Origin of the sequence: Micromonospora sp. L5 (assembly GCF_000177655.2) — a bacterium.
In the GTDB taxonomy this organism is placed as follows: Bacteria; Actinomycetota; Actinomycetes; order Mycobacteriales; family Micromonosporaceae; genus Micromonospora; species Micromonospora aurantiaca.
This window is the reverse complement of sequence record NC_014815.1, coordinates 5770951-5784466: the sequence shown is the minus strand read 5'-3', so window position 1 is coordinate 5784466 and position 13516 is coordinate 5770951. Positions and strand designations below refer to the sequence as shown.

Sequence of the window (13516 nt, the reverse complement as noted above, 5' to 3'; positions counted from 1 at the left end):
GGTCCGGCACGTCACTGTTCCAGCGCCGCCTCGGCGGCCGCGACCTGCGGTCCCACCCGCAGCGCGTACGCGACGACGCCGCCGAGGAGGAACGTCGTGGCGGTGACCGCGGCGATCCGGTTGCCCGGCTCCTGCGCCATCCACAGCGCGACCTGCCGCCACTCCGGTCCGCCCGGTGCGGCGAGGAAAGCCCCCAGCGCGGCCCAGGCGGTCGGCACCTGCCAGGCGGCCCGCGCGCCGGCGAGCGCGGCCCCGAGTCCGACCAGCCCGGTCAGCCCGGCCGTGTTGCGGGCCAGCACGGACAGCGGCCCGAAGTCGGCGCCGAGCATGCGGGCGGCGGCCAGCAGCCCGACCACCACCGCCCCGTACGCGAGCAGGTGCCCGGCCCGGCGCGGCGCCCACTGCCACGCGGCGGTCCGCTCCAGCGCCGGGTCGGTGCCGGCGAGCGTCGGCCCGAGCGGTGCCACCGCCATCGCGGTGGTGAGCACGGCGAGGCCGGCGGGCACCTCGGGGCGGTCGCTGAAGGCGGACCAGGAGGCGGTCATCACCGCGACGGCGACTGCCGATCCGGCCAGGGCGGCGGGTAGCCGGCGGGACCGCACGTACAACGGCAGCCAGCGGGTCACGGCGCGGCCCGGCCGGTGAGCGCCGGCATCAGGTCCGGCTCGCACCGCGCGGCCGCGTCCCGCAGCGCGGTGACCCGCCGCAACTGCTCCGGCTCGGGCAGCGCGCGCAGTTGCCGCACCCCGGCCCGGATCTCCTCCTGCTGCTCGTCGGCGTACCGGTATCCGGTCCAGGAGTCCCACAGCCGCACGGTGTCGGTGTCCAGCAGCCAGGCCGCGACGATCGCCGGGGCGATGTCGTCGCCGCTGCGCCCGCAACCGGACCACCGGGTGCCGCCGCCCATGGCGATGCGCTCGGCCACGTCCGCGGCCCGGCCGGTGTCCGGATCGACCTCCAGGTGGAACTGCACGGTGCCGGGTGTGGGCTCGGGCCGGTGCCACTGCTCGCTGTCGTTGCTGCCGATGGTGTCCAGCCGCAGTTCCACCGCGCGGGTCGGCGCGTTCGGCAGCTTCGCCAGCGCGTGCAGCCCTCGCCGGGCCTCGGTGGTGACCTCGGGCAGCAGGTGCGCGTTGACGGCGGTGACGCACACCTGCGGCGTGCCGTCGGCGCAGACGTAGCGGCGTGCTTCCGCATCGAGCTGCCAGATGCCGGCGGGGCCCGGTACGCCGATCAGCAGGAGACCCGCCACACCACCGGCGAGGCTCGCCGCCGCGCCGGCCCTGGTCAGCCAGGATCTGCCTGCCGCCAGCAGCAGGCCGGCCAGGACCAGCCCGGCGCCCAGCACGAGGCGGCTCAGCAGCAGCCGGTCGGACAGCGTCTCCCACGGGGTGTCCGGCGGCCAGGAGATCATGAGGGAGGCGTTCGTCAGCCGGCTGCCCGTACCGCCGAGCATGGCCGTGCCCTCCTGCGCGACCAGACCGGCGGCGGCCAGCAGCGGCGGCAGCAGCGGTGAGGACCACAGCCGGCCGACCGCCACGCCGACCCAGGCCGCGCCCACCAGCACCAGCACGTCGATCAGGGGCCCGGCGAGTCCGCGTACGCCGAGGTGGGCGCCGCCGGAGGCGACCACCGCCGCGCTGGCGGCGAGCACGAGCAGGTGCGCGGCCGCGACGGCGACGCCGAGCGCTGCCATCGCTGGTAGCGCGCGCTGCCAGCGGGGCCGGCCGGTGCTGTTCATCAGTTCCTCGGCGCGGGTACGCCGGTCCCGGCGGCCCAGCACCGCGCCGCCGGCGAGCGCGAGCGGCATCAGGAAGAACACGTCGGAGGCGTGCACGTAGCCCAGCCGCAGCCACTGGCCCTGCCAGAAGCTGTACATGCTGGCGGTGCCGAGGGCGCCGACGGCCAGCAGCAGCACCGCCACGGCCGGCGCGTTGGAGCGGCGCAGCTCGATGCGTACCTGTCTGATCATCAGGCGCTCCGGTGCTGCTTGAGGAGGTACGAGTAGCCGCGCTCGGCGGCGCTGTCGCCGACGCCGCCGGTCTCGCCGTGGCGGATCAGGTCGGCGGGCAGGCCCTGGAACACGCGGGTGCCGTGGTCCATCAGGATGACGTCGGAGCAGGCCGCCACCACGTCCTCCACCAGGTGGGTGGAGACCAGCACGCAGGCGTCCGTGCCGAGTTCCCGGATCAGCTCGCGGAACTCGACCCGCTGTTCCGGGTCCAGGCCGACTGTCGGTTCGTCGAGCAGCAGCAGGTCCGGTTCGTTCACGATGGCCTGGGCGATGCCGGCCCGGCGCAGCATGCCGCCGGACAGCGACTTGAGCTTGGCGTCGGCCCGGTCGGTGAGGCGTACCCGGTCGATGGCCCGCTGGGCCGCGCCCGGCACCGCCGAGGCCGGCATCTCCCGCAGCCAGGCCACGTACTCGACGTACTCCCGGACGGTGAACCGGGGGTAGTAGCCGAACTGCTGCGGCAGGTAGCCGAGCCGGCGGCGCACCGGCCGCAGCTCACGGGACGCGGTGGCGTCCGCGCCGAGCAGCCGCAGCACGCCGTCGTGCGGCTTGACCACTGTGGCGAGCGCACGCATCAGGGTGCTCTTGCCGGCGCCGTTCGGGCCGAGCAGCCCGTGCACGCCGGCACCGAGCGTCAGGCCCAGGTTGTCGACTGCGAGGTGCCGCCCGGCCTTCACCGACAGTCCCACCGCCTCGATCCGCCAGGCGTGCCGGGTCGGCGCCACCTCGTCGGCGCTCACTGCGCGTACCAATGTCGTCTCCTTCTTCGGGCAGGGTCGGTCGCGGCACCGGACGGGCGCCGTGTCGTGGTGGTGCGGTTTTCGGGGTCAGCGCCAGGCGGCGGGCCGCCGCAGGTGTTCGGCGCGCAGCGTGGTGAGGAGGGTGAGCACGGCGGCGGCCGCCGCCCAGGCGGGCATGGTGGCGGGCCGGAGCAGGGCCTCGGTCGCGGCGGCGGCGCGGGCCGCGTCGGCGTCGCCGGTGAACGACACGGCCGCGACCACGGTGAGCCAGCCACCGCCGAGGACGGCGGCGGCCAGCGGCACGCCGACGCGGCTGCCGAGCAGCAGCGTCGCGGCGGTGAACGTCAGGCAGGGCAGCAGCCACAGCGCGGGGTTGCGGCCGACCGCCAGCCCGGCCACCGCGAGCACCGGCGCGACCAGGAGCAGAACCGCGAGGGTACGGCGAAGCAGCAGTTCCAGCCCCGCGCGGGCGGTGCCGGCGACCACCTCCCAGTTCGGGTTGGCGCGGCGGGACCAGGCCACCGCGAGCCCTGCGAGCGGCGCCACAGGTGCCAGCAGCAGCACCGCCGAGGGCTGCTCCGGGTAGTTGCGGTCCAGCAGCACCGCGGCGAGGATCGCCGTGCACGTCATGGCCGCCCACGCCAGCAGCGACCAGTCGGTCCAGCGCAGCCACCACTGTCGCAGCGGGCGCCGGCGCACCGGTCGTGGCCCGGTGCGGGCCTGTTCCAGGATCGTCTCCCGGGCGTCGCCGAGCAGGGCGCGCAGTGGCGGGCTGGCCAGCTCGCCGAGCCGGTCGCGGCACTCGGCGCAACCCTCCAGGTGCACCTCGATCGTCCAGGTGGCGGCGTCGTCGGGGCTGCCCGCCGCGTACGCGGCCAGTGCCGGCGGGGGAACGTGAGCGGTCATGTCAGTGCCTCCCGTAGGGCGTTGCGGGCACGCCGCGCCCGGCTCTTCACGGTGCCCTCGGGCACCCCCAGCAGGACGGAGGTCTCCCGGACGGTCAGCCCGTCCAGGACCATCGCGGCGAGCACCGCCCGCAGTTCCGGGGCGAGGGCGTCCAGCGCGGCGCCCACCTCCGAGCCGAACGACCCGGCGAGCGCCTCGTCCTCGGCGGCCGGCGCGCTGCGGACCGGAAGCACGTCGGTCGGCACCTCCTGCACCCGGGCGCGGCGGCGCAGCGCGTCGACCAGGCGCCGGGCCGCGATGGTCCAGATCCATCCGGCGGCCGAGCCACCGGGCGCGTCCGCGCCGCCTGCGGGACGGAGCCCGCTGAACGAGCCGGCGGCCCGCCACACAGTCAGGTACGTGTCCTGGAGGACCTCGGCGACGATGCCGTCGTCCGCGCACCGCCGCCGCAGCCGGATCGCGAGCCACGGCGACGTACGCCGGTACAGCTCGTCGAACGCGTCCAGGTCGGCGCGTGCGACCCGCCGCAGCAGCCGCTCCTCGTCCTGTCGGCTTCCTCCCACGCTCAGTTGGTCGTTCACGGCACCTCCGACGGATCACGGCGCGGCATGACCTGGGTCACACCGCGCCGTGATGGGCCGTCAGTCATTCCGCTGCGGCGAACGGTCCCTTCGGGCCGAACGCCAGCGCGGCGAACCGCTCGCCGATGCGGCGGTCGGCGGCCGGGTCGGGGTGCAGCTCGTCGGGCAGCGGCAGTTCGGCGTAGTCGGCCTCGCCGTACAGCTCCAGCCCGTCGAGGTAGTGCAGGTTCGGGTCCGCGCCGGCCCGGGACGCCACGATCCGGGCCAGCTCGGCGCGGATGACGCGCAGCGTGAGCCGGCCGGTGGCCACCTCGGCCGGGTCGCCGGTGGCCCGGAACCGGACCTTCCCGTCGACGAACTCGACCGCGCCCGGGCCGGGCGTGTCCTCCTGGATCGGGCACAGGACCGACGACACGACCAGCAGCGGCGTGTGCGGATGTCCCTCCCGGATGGTGTCCAGGAAGCCGTGCACGGCGGGGCCGAACGCGCGCAGCCGCATCAGGTCGCTGTTCACCACGTTGATGCCGATCTTGACGCTGATCACGTCGGCCGGGGTGTCGCGCATCGCGCGGGCGGTGAACGGGTCGAGCAGCGCGCTGCCGCTGAACCCCAGGTTGACCAGCTCCACGCCGGCGAGCGTGGCGGCCACGGCCGGCCAGGTGCCGGTGGGGCTCTCCGCGTCCGAGCCGTGGCTGATCGAGCTGCCGTGGTGCAGCCACACCCGGCGGCCACCCGTGTCGGCCGGCTCGACCGGCGCGTCCGTGCGCAGCGCCACCAGCTCGGTGATCTCCCGGTGCGGCAGCCAGATCACCACCTCCTTGTCGGTGGCGGGCAGGTCGGTGAAGCGCACCGTGCCGACCGGACCCGGCTCGACGCCGGACGTGCCGGCGGCCAGGTCGATGGTGAGCACCTTGCCGCCGTCGGCGGTGGCCTGACCGGCGAGACGGCCGTCGACGACCAGGTCGTAGCGGCCGTCTGGACGCGGCCCGGTGCCCCGGTAGACCATCTTCGTGGGCAGCACGTCCAGCTCCACGACTGTGGCGCGGGTACGGAACACCAGCCGTACGCCCGACGGCATCGCCTCGGCCATCGTCAGCTGCGGGTCGGTGTTCTGTGCCCGGGCCCACGCGGGCAGCCGGTGCGGCAGCACCCCGTCCGCTTTCTGTTCCAGGTCGAGCGCGCCGCGCAGCAGGTCGGTGGTGATCGGGGTGGTGATGTGCGGGGATGGCATGATCCCGATCCTGCCCCCGGATCCCGGGGAGCGGCCACCTGATTTATCCGACAGACCGGACTCGTCACGCTGGGTCAGTCGGTGAGCACCCGCGCCACGTAGCGGGCGATCATGGTGGCGAGGACCCGGTCCGGGTCGGTGGCCCACACCTCGGCGTTGAAGATCTCCACCTCGACGTCACCGGTGTACCCGGCGGCCTCCACCGCGCGGCGCAGCGGCGGGAAGTCGATGTGCCCGTCGCCCATCATGCCGCGGCCCAGCAGCACGTCGGCCGGCAGCGGGGTGAGGAAGTCGCAGACCTGGAAGCTCGCGATCCGTGCCCCGGCGCGGGCGATCTGCCGCCACACGTCCGGATCCCACCAGACGTGGAACGTGTCCACCACGACGCCGACCTGCTCGGCCGAGAACGCCTCGGCCAGGTCGAGCGCCTGCCCGAGCGTGGACAGCACCGCCCGGTCGGCGCAGTACATGGGGTGCAGTGGCTCCAGCGCGAGGCGTACCCCGCGCTCGGCGGCGTACGGCGCAAGCTCGGCCAGCGCGTCGGCGACCCGCTGCCGGGCACCCGCCAGGTCGCGGGAGCCGGGTGGCAGGCCGCCGACGACCAGCACCAGGCAGGCGGCGTCCAGCGCGGCGGCCTCGTCGATCGCGCGCCGGTTGTCTGCGAGCGCCTCGACCCGGCCGGCGTCGTCGGCGGCGGTGAGGAACCCGCCCCGGCACAGCGACGACACCCGCAGCCCGGCATTCGCGACGAGCCGCGCGGCGGCCGGTACGCCGATCTCGGCCACCGGCTCGCGCCACAGCCCGATCGCCGGGATGCCGGCGCGTACACAGCCGTCGACCGCCTCGGCCACCGACCAGCGCTGCGTGGTGCGCTGGTTGAGCGACAGCCGCGCCAGCCGGGCATCGGCGGTCATCCGGGCACGCCCGCGACGTCCAGGTACGCGCGCATCCGCCGCGCCGCCAGGTCCGGGTCGTGCAGCAGCCCGGCGGCGTCGGCCAGCCGGAACGCCTCGACCAGGTGCGGGACGCCGCGCCCGCCGTGCAGGCCGCCGACCATGGTGAAGCCGGGTTGCCGTCCGTTCAGCCAGGACAGGAACGCGATGCCGGTCTTGTAGTACGGCGTGGGCGGGGCGAACAGGTGCCGGGACAGCGGTACCGTCGGGTCGAGAATCGCCCGGAACCCGGCCGGATCGTCCGCGTCGAGCCGTCCCAGCGCGGCCGACGCGGCCGGGGCGATGGCCGCGAACGCTCCGAGCAGCGCGTGGCTGAACCGCTTACCGTCGCCCTCGATCAGCTCCGGGTAGTGGTAGTCGTCGCCGGTGTAGACCTTCACCGCGGGCGGTAGCAGCTCCCGCAGCCGTACCTCCCGGCCGGCGTCCAGCAGCGACACCTTCACCCCGTCGACCAGGTCGGCGTGGGCGTGCACCAGCGCGGCGAACGTGGCGGTGGCCTCGTCCAGGTCGGTCGATCCCCAGTAGCCGGACAGCGCCGGGTCGAACATGTCGCCGAGCCAGTGCAGCACCACCGGCGTGCCGGCCTCCCGCAGCACCCGTTCGTAGACGCGCAGGTAGTCGTCCGGGCCGGTGGCGAGCGCGGCGAGGTGCCGGCTGGCCATCAGGACCGGCGTGGCGCCGTACTCCTGGACCACGGCGACCTGCTCGGCGTACGCGGCGACGACCTCGTCGAGCGTGCCGGGCACGCCGGTGAGCTGGTCGGTGCCCGCCCCGGCGACGATCCGCCCGCCGCACGCGGCGGCCTCGGCGGCGCTGCGCCGGATCAGCTCGCGGGTGGCCGACCAGTCCAGCCCCATCCCGCGCTGCGCGGTGTCCATCGCCTCGGCCACGCCGAGGCCCCACGACCACAGGTCGCGCCGCACCGCGAGCGTCGCGTCCCAGTCCAGCCCCGCCGGGCGGGCGGGGGAGTTGTCGGCGTACGGGTCGGCGACGACGTGCGCGGCCGCGTACGCGATCCGGGTTGCCGGTGGCCCGGACGGCCGTCGCCACGCGGGGGGTTCCCGCAATGTCAGCCGCTCGGTGCCGCCGCCCGGTGCGGGAAGCGTGATGTGCGTGCTCACCGGGGGATCTCCTCGATCGTCACCCGCCGCCCCTCGCGGGCTGAGCGCAGCCCGGCCTCGGCCAGTTGCACGCCCCGGGCGCCGGCGAGGAAGTCCCAGGGGAACGGCTCGCCGTCGACGACGTGGCGCAGGAAGGCCTCCCACTGCACCTTGAACGCGTTGTCGTGCTCGCCGTTGTCCGGCACTGTCTGCCACTGCGCGCGGAACGCCTCGGTGACCGGCAGGTCGGGGTTCCACACCGGCATCGGGGTGGCGCCCCGGTGCTGGATACGGCAGTCGCGCAGCCCGGCCACGGCGCTGCCGTGCGTGCCGTCGACCTGGAACTCGACCAGTTCGTCCCGGTGCACGCGGACCGCCCAGGAGGAGTTGACCTGGGCGACGATGCCACCGGCCAGCTCGAAGATGCCGTACGCGGCGTCGTCGGCGGTGGCCCGGTAGCGGGTGCCGGTCTCGTCGACGCGCTCGGGGATGTGCGTGGCGGTGACAGCGGTGACGGCGGTGACCGGGGCGATGATCTGCTCCAGCACGTAGTGCCAGTGCGGGAACATGTCCAGCGTGATGCCGCCGCCGTCCTCGGCGCGGTAGTTCCAGCTCGGGCGCTGCGCGGCCTGCCAGTCGCCCTCGAACACCCAGTAGCCGAACTCGCCGCGCACGGACAGGATCCGGCCGAAGAAGCCGCCGTCCACGAGTCGCTTGAGTTTGCGCAGGCCGGGCAGGAACAGCTTGTCCTGCACGACGCCGTTGCGGACCCCCTTGGCGGCGGCGAGCCGGGCCAGCTCCAGCGAGGCGAGGAACCCCTCGGCGAGCGGCTTCTCGGTGTAGACGTGCTTGCCGGCCTCGATCGCCGCCCGGATCGCCTTCTCCCGCTGGGTGGTCACCTGCGCGTCGAAGTAGATCTGGTGGGCGTCGTCGGCGAGGGCCGCGTCCAGGTCGGTCGTGTACGCCGACAGCCCGTGCCGCCCGGCGATCTCGGCGAGCCGGTTCTCGTCGCGGCCCACGAGTGTCAGCTCGGGCCAGATCCGGCTGCCGTCGCGGGCCGGCACGCCGCCCTGTTCGCGGATGGCGAGCAGGGACCGGACGAGGTGCTGCCGGTAGCCCATCCGGCCGGTGACGCCGTTGAGGATGATGCCGACGGACGTGCGTTCCACTGTGCCTCCCGGCGGTGAATGCGCTTTCAGTAAGCGCTTTCAGGGTGCTACCGTAGCCACGCCGGAACACCGGGTCAAGACGTTCCGCAGGGAGACGCATCGATGTCGCACGTGACGCTGGAAGACGTGGCCAGGGCGGCCGACGTCTCACTGGCCACCGCCTCCCGGGCCCTCAACGGCAGGCGCGTCACCCCGCACCTGCACGACCGCGTCCTGGCCGCCGCCGCACGGCTCGCGTACACCCCGAACGCCCACGCCCGCGCGCTCGCCGGTGCGTCCCGCCGAAGCGTCGGCGTGGTCTGCCACGACGTCACCGACCCCTACTTCGCCGCCGTCGCCGGCGGCGTCATGCGCGTCGCCGCCGACAACGACCTGCTGGTCATGCTGGCCAGCACGTTCCGCGACCCGGAACGGGAGATCGCGTACGTGTCGATGCTGCGCGCCGAACGCGCCCCGGCGATCCTGCTCATCGGCTCCGGCTTCGAGGACCCCCGCTGGGAGCGGGCCATGGCCGCCGAGCTGGCGCCCTACCTCGACGGCGGTGGCCGGGTCGCGGTGGTCAGCCGGCACCGCACCCTGAAGGTCGACAGTGTCCTGCCGGAGAACCGGGCCGGGGCCGCCGAGCTGGCCCGCGCGCTGCTCGGCCTGGGGCACCGCCGCTTCGCGGTGCTCTCCGGCCCGCCCGAGCTGACCACAGTCGCCGACCGGCTCGGCGGGTTCCGCGACGAGCTGGCCGCCGCCGGTGTCACGCTCGACCCGGGCGCGGTGGCCGAGGCGGCGTTCACCCGCGACGGCGGCTACCGGGCGATGACCGAGCTGCTCGACCGCGGGCTCGACGCCACCTGCGTCTTCGCGTGCACCGACGTGATGGCCGTCGGCGCGTACGCGGCGTTGCGCGACCGCGGGCTGTCGGTGCCCGGCGACGTCTCGGTCGCCGGTTTCGACGACATCCCTGTCGTGCGTGACCTCACCCCGCCGCTGACCACAGTGGCGCTGCCACTGCACCGGCTCGGCGAGGAGGCGATGAAGCTGGCCCTGACCGAGAACGCCGGTCGCCGCCGCCGGATCGTGCGCCTGCCCGGCGAGGTCGTGATGCGGGCCAGCACCGCGCCGGTCGCCTGATCCCGGCCGGTAGGGTGCCGTCATGATCGAGGACGCACCGTGCCGCTGACGAACCCCTGGCTGACCGGTCCGACGCCGACGAGGAAGCTGGACCGGGACCGCCTGGAGGAACGGATCCTCAACCTGCTGTCGTCGCAGAACATGTGCGTGCTCGCCACCGTCGGGCCGGACGGGCCGCTTGCTACGCCGGTGCGCTACTACCCACTCGACTTCACGCTGATGTTCACCGCCGCGCCACGCTCGCCGAAGATGCGCAACATCGCCGCCGATCCGCGGGTGTCGGTCGGCGTCTTCGCGCCGCTGGTCGGCCTGGCCAGCAGCCGTGGCGCGCAGGTGTTCGGCACCGCCCGGGTGCTCGGCCCCGAGCACCCTGACCGGGCCCGCCACTGGGCCGCGTTCCGCTGGGAGAACGAACACGCCGAGCGGGGCCGGTCGCTGTCCGAGCCGCCCGAGGACCCGCTCGTGGTGATCGAGGCCGACCGGATCGTCTACACCGAACACTGGCTGCGCCGCGAGGGCTACTCCCCACGCCAGCACTGGCGTCGCTGACGCCGCTCGCCGTCCTTGCGGTGGTGTCGCGGCGGGCGCGCTACGGGCCGGCGGGGGAGCGGGTGGCGCGCAGCAGGTTGCCGGCCAGGCGCAGGTCCGCGCCGCCGACCCTCGCGAGCACGTCGATCCGCTCGGCCGTCACCTGCGTCCAGAGCGGGTCGGGGAAGGCCGCGCGCAGCGTGTCCGCGTCCAGGCCCCAGCCCTCGCCCGCCTCCGGCGACACAGCCAGGACGAACACCGCACCACCGGGCGCGGTCAGGCGCGGCAGCAGCGCCAGGTAGTCGCGTACCGCAGCGCCCCGCCGGTCCAGCGAGTGCAGCAGGCCGGAGTCGAACACCGAGTCGTACGGCACCGGCGGCACCGGGATCGCCGTCGCGTCGCACACCTCGAAGCGCACCGGCAGGCCCGCCGCGGCGGCCTTGGCCCAGGCCTGGTCGATCGCCACCGGCGAGATGTCGACGCCCGTCACGTCGTGGCCGCGGCGGGCCAGCGCGAGCGCCAGCTCACCCGTGCCGCAGCCGACGTCGAGCACGCGCGGGCCGCGTACCCCGGTGTCGAGGACCGCGGCGAGCGCCGGCTGCGGGCCGCCGATCTCCCAGGGCGGACGCTCGGCGTCGCGATAGAGGCGGTCGTAGTGGACGTCGTCCGGCTCGTCGGTCATCGCGTACCCCCTCGGTCGGCGCGGCCACCCCCGAGCGTGTCACGTCCGGCGGCGGCCGGTGCCCCGTCGCGGGTCAGAACCGCAGGCGGCGCAGGTAGCGGTAGCCGACGGCGGCGGTCTGCTGCGGCGTCACGTCGGGGGTGTCGTTCTCCACGATGTACTCCATCACCTGGTGCCCCCGGAAGATCCGCGCGAAGTCGATCATCCCGGTGCCCAGGTCGGCCATGTCGCCGGTGGCCGGGTCACGGTCCTTGACGTGGTACTGCAACACCCGCTGCGGCGCCGAGCGGATCACGTCGAGCGTGAAGCCCTCCGGGTCGTCGACGACCTCGCCGGAGTTGATGCCGCCGGTGACCGCCCAGTAGATGTCGATCTCCAGGTGCACCAGGCGCGGGTCGAGCTCCTCGGTCAGCACGTCCCACGGCCGCCTGCCGTTGCCGAAGTCGATGGTGAACTCGTGCGCGTGGTTGTGGTAGCCGTACCGCAGGCCCGCCTTGCGCGCGGCGGCGGCCTCGACGTTCATCTGCTCCGCCCAGCGCTTCCAGTCGTCCTCGCGGTCGGAGTTCAGGTACGGCACCACCATGAACCGCTGGCCCAGCGTCCGGGCGTTCGCGATCTTCTCTTCCAGCGCGGCGGCGTCGGCGGCGATGCCGTCGTGGCTGGAGCTGGCCTTGATGCCGATGCCGTCCAGGAAGCGGCGCAGCTCCCGGGCGGTACGGCCGAAGTAGCCGAGCGCCAGCTCGACCCGGGGGTAGCCGATGCGGGCCAGGTGCGCCAGCGTCGCGTCGTAGCCGGGCGAGCCGTTGAGCGCGTCGCGGACCGTCCAGAGCTGGAGGCTGATCAGCTCCTTCGGCACCGGGCGCCGGCCGTGATGGTGCCCGCCGGCCTGGGCCGCGGTCGCGCCGAGCCCGGTGGCGAGGCCGATTCCGGCGAGCGCCGCCAGTGAGCCGCGCAGCAGGTCGCGCCGGTCCAGCGACTGCCGTAGCGCGGCGTGTCCGTCATGTCCGTAGCACATGGTCGTACTCCTTCGTCGCCTGTGCGCCGACGCTACAAAAGGGATGTCGATATGTCTATTGCTTTCGGTGCTCCGAATCAAACTTTCGGTCGGCGTGGCGGAAAGTGGGGACTGCGCGTCGCCGGTGCCGCGTGGCAGGCTCAGGACGTGGCCGCATACGACGTCGCTCTCGTCCTGCTCGTCGACCCGACCGGCGCGATCCTCATGCAGCACCGCGACGGCAACACCTCGGTGTCTCCGTACCAGTGGAGCCTGCCCGGCGGCAGCATCGAGCCCGGCGAGACACCGGAGCAGGCCGCCCGCCGCGAGCTACGCGAGGAGACCGGGCTGACCGCCGGTGAGCTGCACCTGCTGTGGAGCGGCCCCCGCCCGCACGAGGACGGCTTTCCGCACACCGTCACCGTGTACGTCTTCCGCGGCGCCACCGACGCCCGGCAGGAGGACGTGGTGCTCGGCGAGGGACAGGCGATGGTCTTCGTGCCCCGCGACGAGGTGCTCGACCGCGACCTGGCGGTGAGCGCCGCGAAGGTGCTGCCGCTGCACCTCGCGGAAACCGCCTAGCGCCCGGTCAGCGCCCCGGCCAGCACCCCGGCGAACCGGGGGAGCAGCTCGTCGTCGGGCAGATGATCCGGGTTGATCTCGGTGACCGACAACCCGGCGAACCGCGGGCTCGCCACCAGCTCCGTCAGCGTCGCCGCCGCCTCGCCGAGGCTGAGCCCGAACGGCTCCGGCACGTCCGCCAGCGGCGCGTCCACGAAACTCAGCACGTCCACGTCGAAGTGCACCACGAACCGGTCGGCCGCACCCTCGGCCACCGACCGGGCCCGGCGCGCCGCCGCCCGCGCGTCGGCGTGCACCTCGTCGGCCGGCACGTACGCCAGCCCCAGCTCCGCCACCAGCTCCCGCTCGTGGTCACCACGGGGCAGCGAGTCCCCGTACACCACCACCCGCTCCGGCGGCAGCAGCGGCACCTCGGGCCCGACGCCCGCCACCTGGGGCAGCGTCCCCGGCAGGCCGAGCATGTGCGCCAGCCCCATCGCGTCCAGGTTGCCGTTGGCGCGGGTCTCCGGCGTGTAGAGATCCGGCCCGCCGTCCACGTACACCAGCGCGGGCGACAGCCCGGCCCGCGCGCAACCGGCGACCAGGCCGACGGTCACCGTGCAGTCGCCGCCGAGCACCAGCGGCGCGCGGCCCCGGCCCAGCGCCGCCGCGACCCGGTCGGCCACCGCCGAGGCGACGGCGGCCACCGCGCCCGCGTTCTGACCCCTGGGGTACGCCGGATCCGGCCGCCACCGGAAGCCCGGCACGTCACCGGCGTCCTCGACGTCGGCGCCCAGCAGATCGAGCAGGCCCGCGGCGCGCAGGGCGGCGGGTGCGCGCTCGATACCCGGGGTGTGGGCGCCGGCGCTCGACGGCGCTCCGACGACCGTCCACTGGCGATGATCCATCGGCCCACCCTAACCTTGCTTGGGCCT

General features: G+C 74.5%; 15 protein-coding genes. 3 read left to right on the top strand and 12 right to left on the bottom strand.

Annotated elements, in window-relative coordinates:
• Positions 1–11 precede the first annotated feature (11 nt).
• The 9 genes from ML5_RS26665 to ML5_RS26625 form a co-directional block, all read right to left on the bottom strand.
• Positions 12–626, bottom strand: a complete 615-nt coding sequence (locus ML5_RS26665) for a hypothetical protein (protein WP_013476900.1) — start codon at positions 624–626, stop codon at positions 12–14.
• Positions 623–1972, bottom strand: coding sequence for a hypothetical protein (locus tag ML5_RS26660; protein ID WP_013476899.1), 1350 nt, complete (start codon positions 1970–1972; stop codon positions 623–625). Before ML5_RS26660 ends, ML5_RS26665 begins: the two co-directional genes overlap by 4 nt.
• The gene (locus ML5_RS26655) at positions 1972–2766 is read right to left on the bottom strand and encodes an ATP-binding cassette domain-containing protein (protein WP_013476898.1); all 795 of its coding nucleotides are present in this window, start codon (positions 2764–2766) and stop codon (positions 1972–1974) included. The genes ML5_RS26660 and ML5_RS26655 overlap by 1 nt, the downstream gene beginning before the upstream one ends.
• A 75-nt stretch (positions 2767–2841) precedes the next feature.
• Positions 2842–3660: a hypothetical protein gene (locus ML5_RS26650; protein ID WP_013476897.1), complete on the bottom strand. Its 819-nt coding sequence runs from the start codon at positions 3658–3660 to the stop codon at positions 2842–2844.
• A complete protein-coding gene (locus tag ML5_RS26645; protein WP_013476896.1) occupies positions 3657–4241 on the bottom strand; it encodes an RNA polymerase sigma factor in 585 nt (194 codons plus the stop codon). Before ML5_RS26645 ends, ML5_RS26650 begins: the two co-directional genes overlap by 4 nt.
• Before the next feature lie 64 nt (positions 4242–4305).
• Positions 4306–5472, bottom strand: coding sequence for an SGNH/GDSL hydrolase family protein (locus ML5_RS26640; protein ID WP_013476895.1), 1167 nt, complete (start codon positions 5470–5472; stop codon positions 4306–4308).
• Between the two features lie 74 nt (positions 5473–5546).
• Positions 5547–6386, bottom strand: a complete 840-nt coding sequence (locus ML5_RS26635) for a sugar phosphate isomerase/epimerase (protein WP_013476894.1) — start codon at positions 6384–6386, stop codon at positions 5547–5549.
• Entirely contained in the window at positions 6383–7546 is a 1164-nt protein-coding gene (locus tag ML5_RS26630) for a dihydrodipicolinate synthase family protein (protein WP_013476893.1), read from the bottom strand. Before ML5_RS26630 ends, ML5_RS26635 begins: the two co-directional genes overlap by 4 nt.
• Positions 7543–8694: a Gfo/Idh/MocA family protein gene (locus tag ML5_RS26625; protein WP_013476892.1), complete on the bottom strand. Its 1152-nt coding sequence runs from the start codon at positions 8692–8694 to the stop codon at positions 7543–7545. Before ML5_RS26625 ends, ML5_RS26630 begins: the two co-directional genes overlap by 4 nt.
• Before the next feature lie 102 nt (positions 8695–8796).
• Here ML5_RS26625 and ML5_RS26620 point away from each other — a divergent pair, with 102 nt between their 5' ends.
• Positions 8797–9816 (top strand): LacI family DNA-binding transcriptional regulator, encoded by a 1020-nt coding sequence (locus tag ML5_RS26620; protein ID WP_013286198.1) that lies wholly within the window; start codon positions 8797–8799, stop codon positions 9814–9816.
• Between the two features lie 39 nt (positions 9817–9855).
• On the top strand, positions 9856–10365 hold the full coding sequence (locus ML5_RS26615) for a pyridoxamine 5'-phosphate oxidase family protein (RefSeq protein WP_013476891.1): 510 nt from the start codon (positions 9856–9858) through the stop codon (positions 10363–10365).
• 40 nt (positions 10366–10405) lie between these two features.
• Here the strand turns inward: ML5_RS26615 and ML5_RS26610 are convergent, their stop codons facing one another.
• Together ML5_RS26610 and ML5_RS26605 are read right to left on the bottom strand one after the other, a co-directional pair.
• Positions 10406–11026 (bottom strand): bifunctional 2-polyprenyl-6-hydroxyphenol methylase/3-demethylubiquinol 3-O-methyltransferase UbiG, encoded by a 621-nt coding sequence (locus tag ML5_RS26610; RefSeq protein WP_013476890.1) that lies wholly within the window; start codon positions 11024–11026, stop codon positions 10406–10408.
• 73 nt (positions 11027–11099) lie between these two features.
• Complete coding sequence (locus ML5_RS26605; RefSeq protein ID WP_013476889.1) at positions 11100–12041, bottom strand: sugar phosphate isomerase/epimerase; 942 nt, start codon at positions 12039–12041, stop codon at positions 11100–11102.
• A 147-nt stretch (positions 12042–12188) separates the two neighbouring features.
• Between ML5_RS26605 and ML5_RS26600 the strand changes: the two genes are divergently transcribed.
• A complete protein-coding gene (locus ML5_RS26600) occupies positions 12189–12602 on the top strand; it encodes an NUDIX domain-containing protein (protein ID WP_041784292.1) in 414 nt (137 codons plus the stop codon).
• Here ML5_RS26600 and ML5_RS26595 read toward each other — a convergent pair.
• Positions 12599–13489 carry an arginase family protein gene (locus ML5_RS26595; RefSeq protein ID WP_013476887.1) on the bottom strand — a complete coding sequence of 297 codons (891 nt, stop codon included), beginning with the start codon at positions 13487–13489 and terminating at the stop codon, positions 12599–12601. The genes ML5_RS26600 and ML5_RS26595 overlap by 4 nt on opposite strands.
• Between the last annotated feature and the right edge of the window lie 27 nt (positions 13490–13516).

Coding starts and splice junctions, on each gene's coding strand:
- ML5_RS26610 (WP_013476890.1), bottom strand. CDS start 11,026: ATGACCGACGAGCCGGACGACGTCCACTACGACCGCCTCTATCGCGAC.
- ML5_RS26635 (WP_013476894.1), bottom strand. CDS start 6,386: ATGACCGCCGATGCCCGGCTGGCGCGGCTGTCGCTCAACCAGCGCACC.
- ML5_RS26660 (WP_013476899.1), bottom strand. CDS start 1,972: ATGATCAGACAGGTACGCATCGAGCTGCGCCGCTCCAACGCGCCGGCC.
- ML5_RS26620 (WP_013286198.1), top strand. CDS start 8,797: ATGTCGCACGTGACGCTGGAAGACGTGGCCAGGGCGGCCGACGTCTCA.
- ML5_RS26595 (WP_013476887.1), bottom strand. CDS start 13,489: ATGGATCATCGCCAGTGGACGGTCGTCGGAGCGCCGTCGAGCGCCGGC.
- ML5_RS26605 (WP_013476889.1), bottom strand. CDS start 12,041: ATGTGCTACGGACATGACGGACACGCCGCGCTACGGCAGTCGCTGGAC.
- ML5_RS26650 (WP_013476897.1), bottom strand. CDS start 3,660: ATGACCGCTCACGTTCCCCCGCCGGCACTGGCCGCGTACGCGGCGGGC.
- ML5_RS26640 (WP_013476895.1), bottom strand. CDS start 5,472: ATGCCATCCCCGCACATCACCACCCCGATCACCACCGACCTGCTGCGC.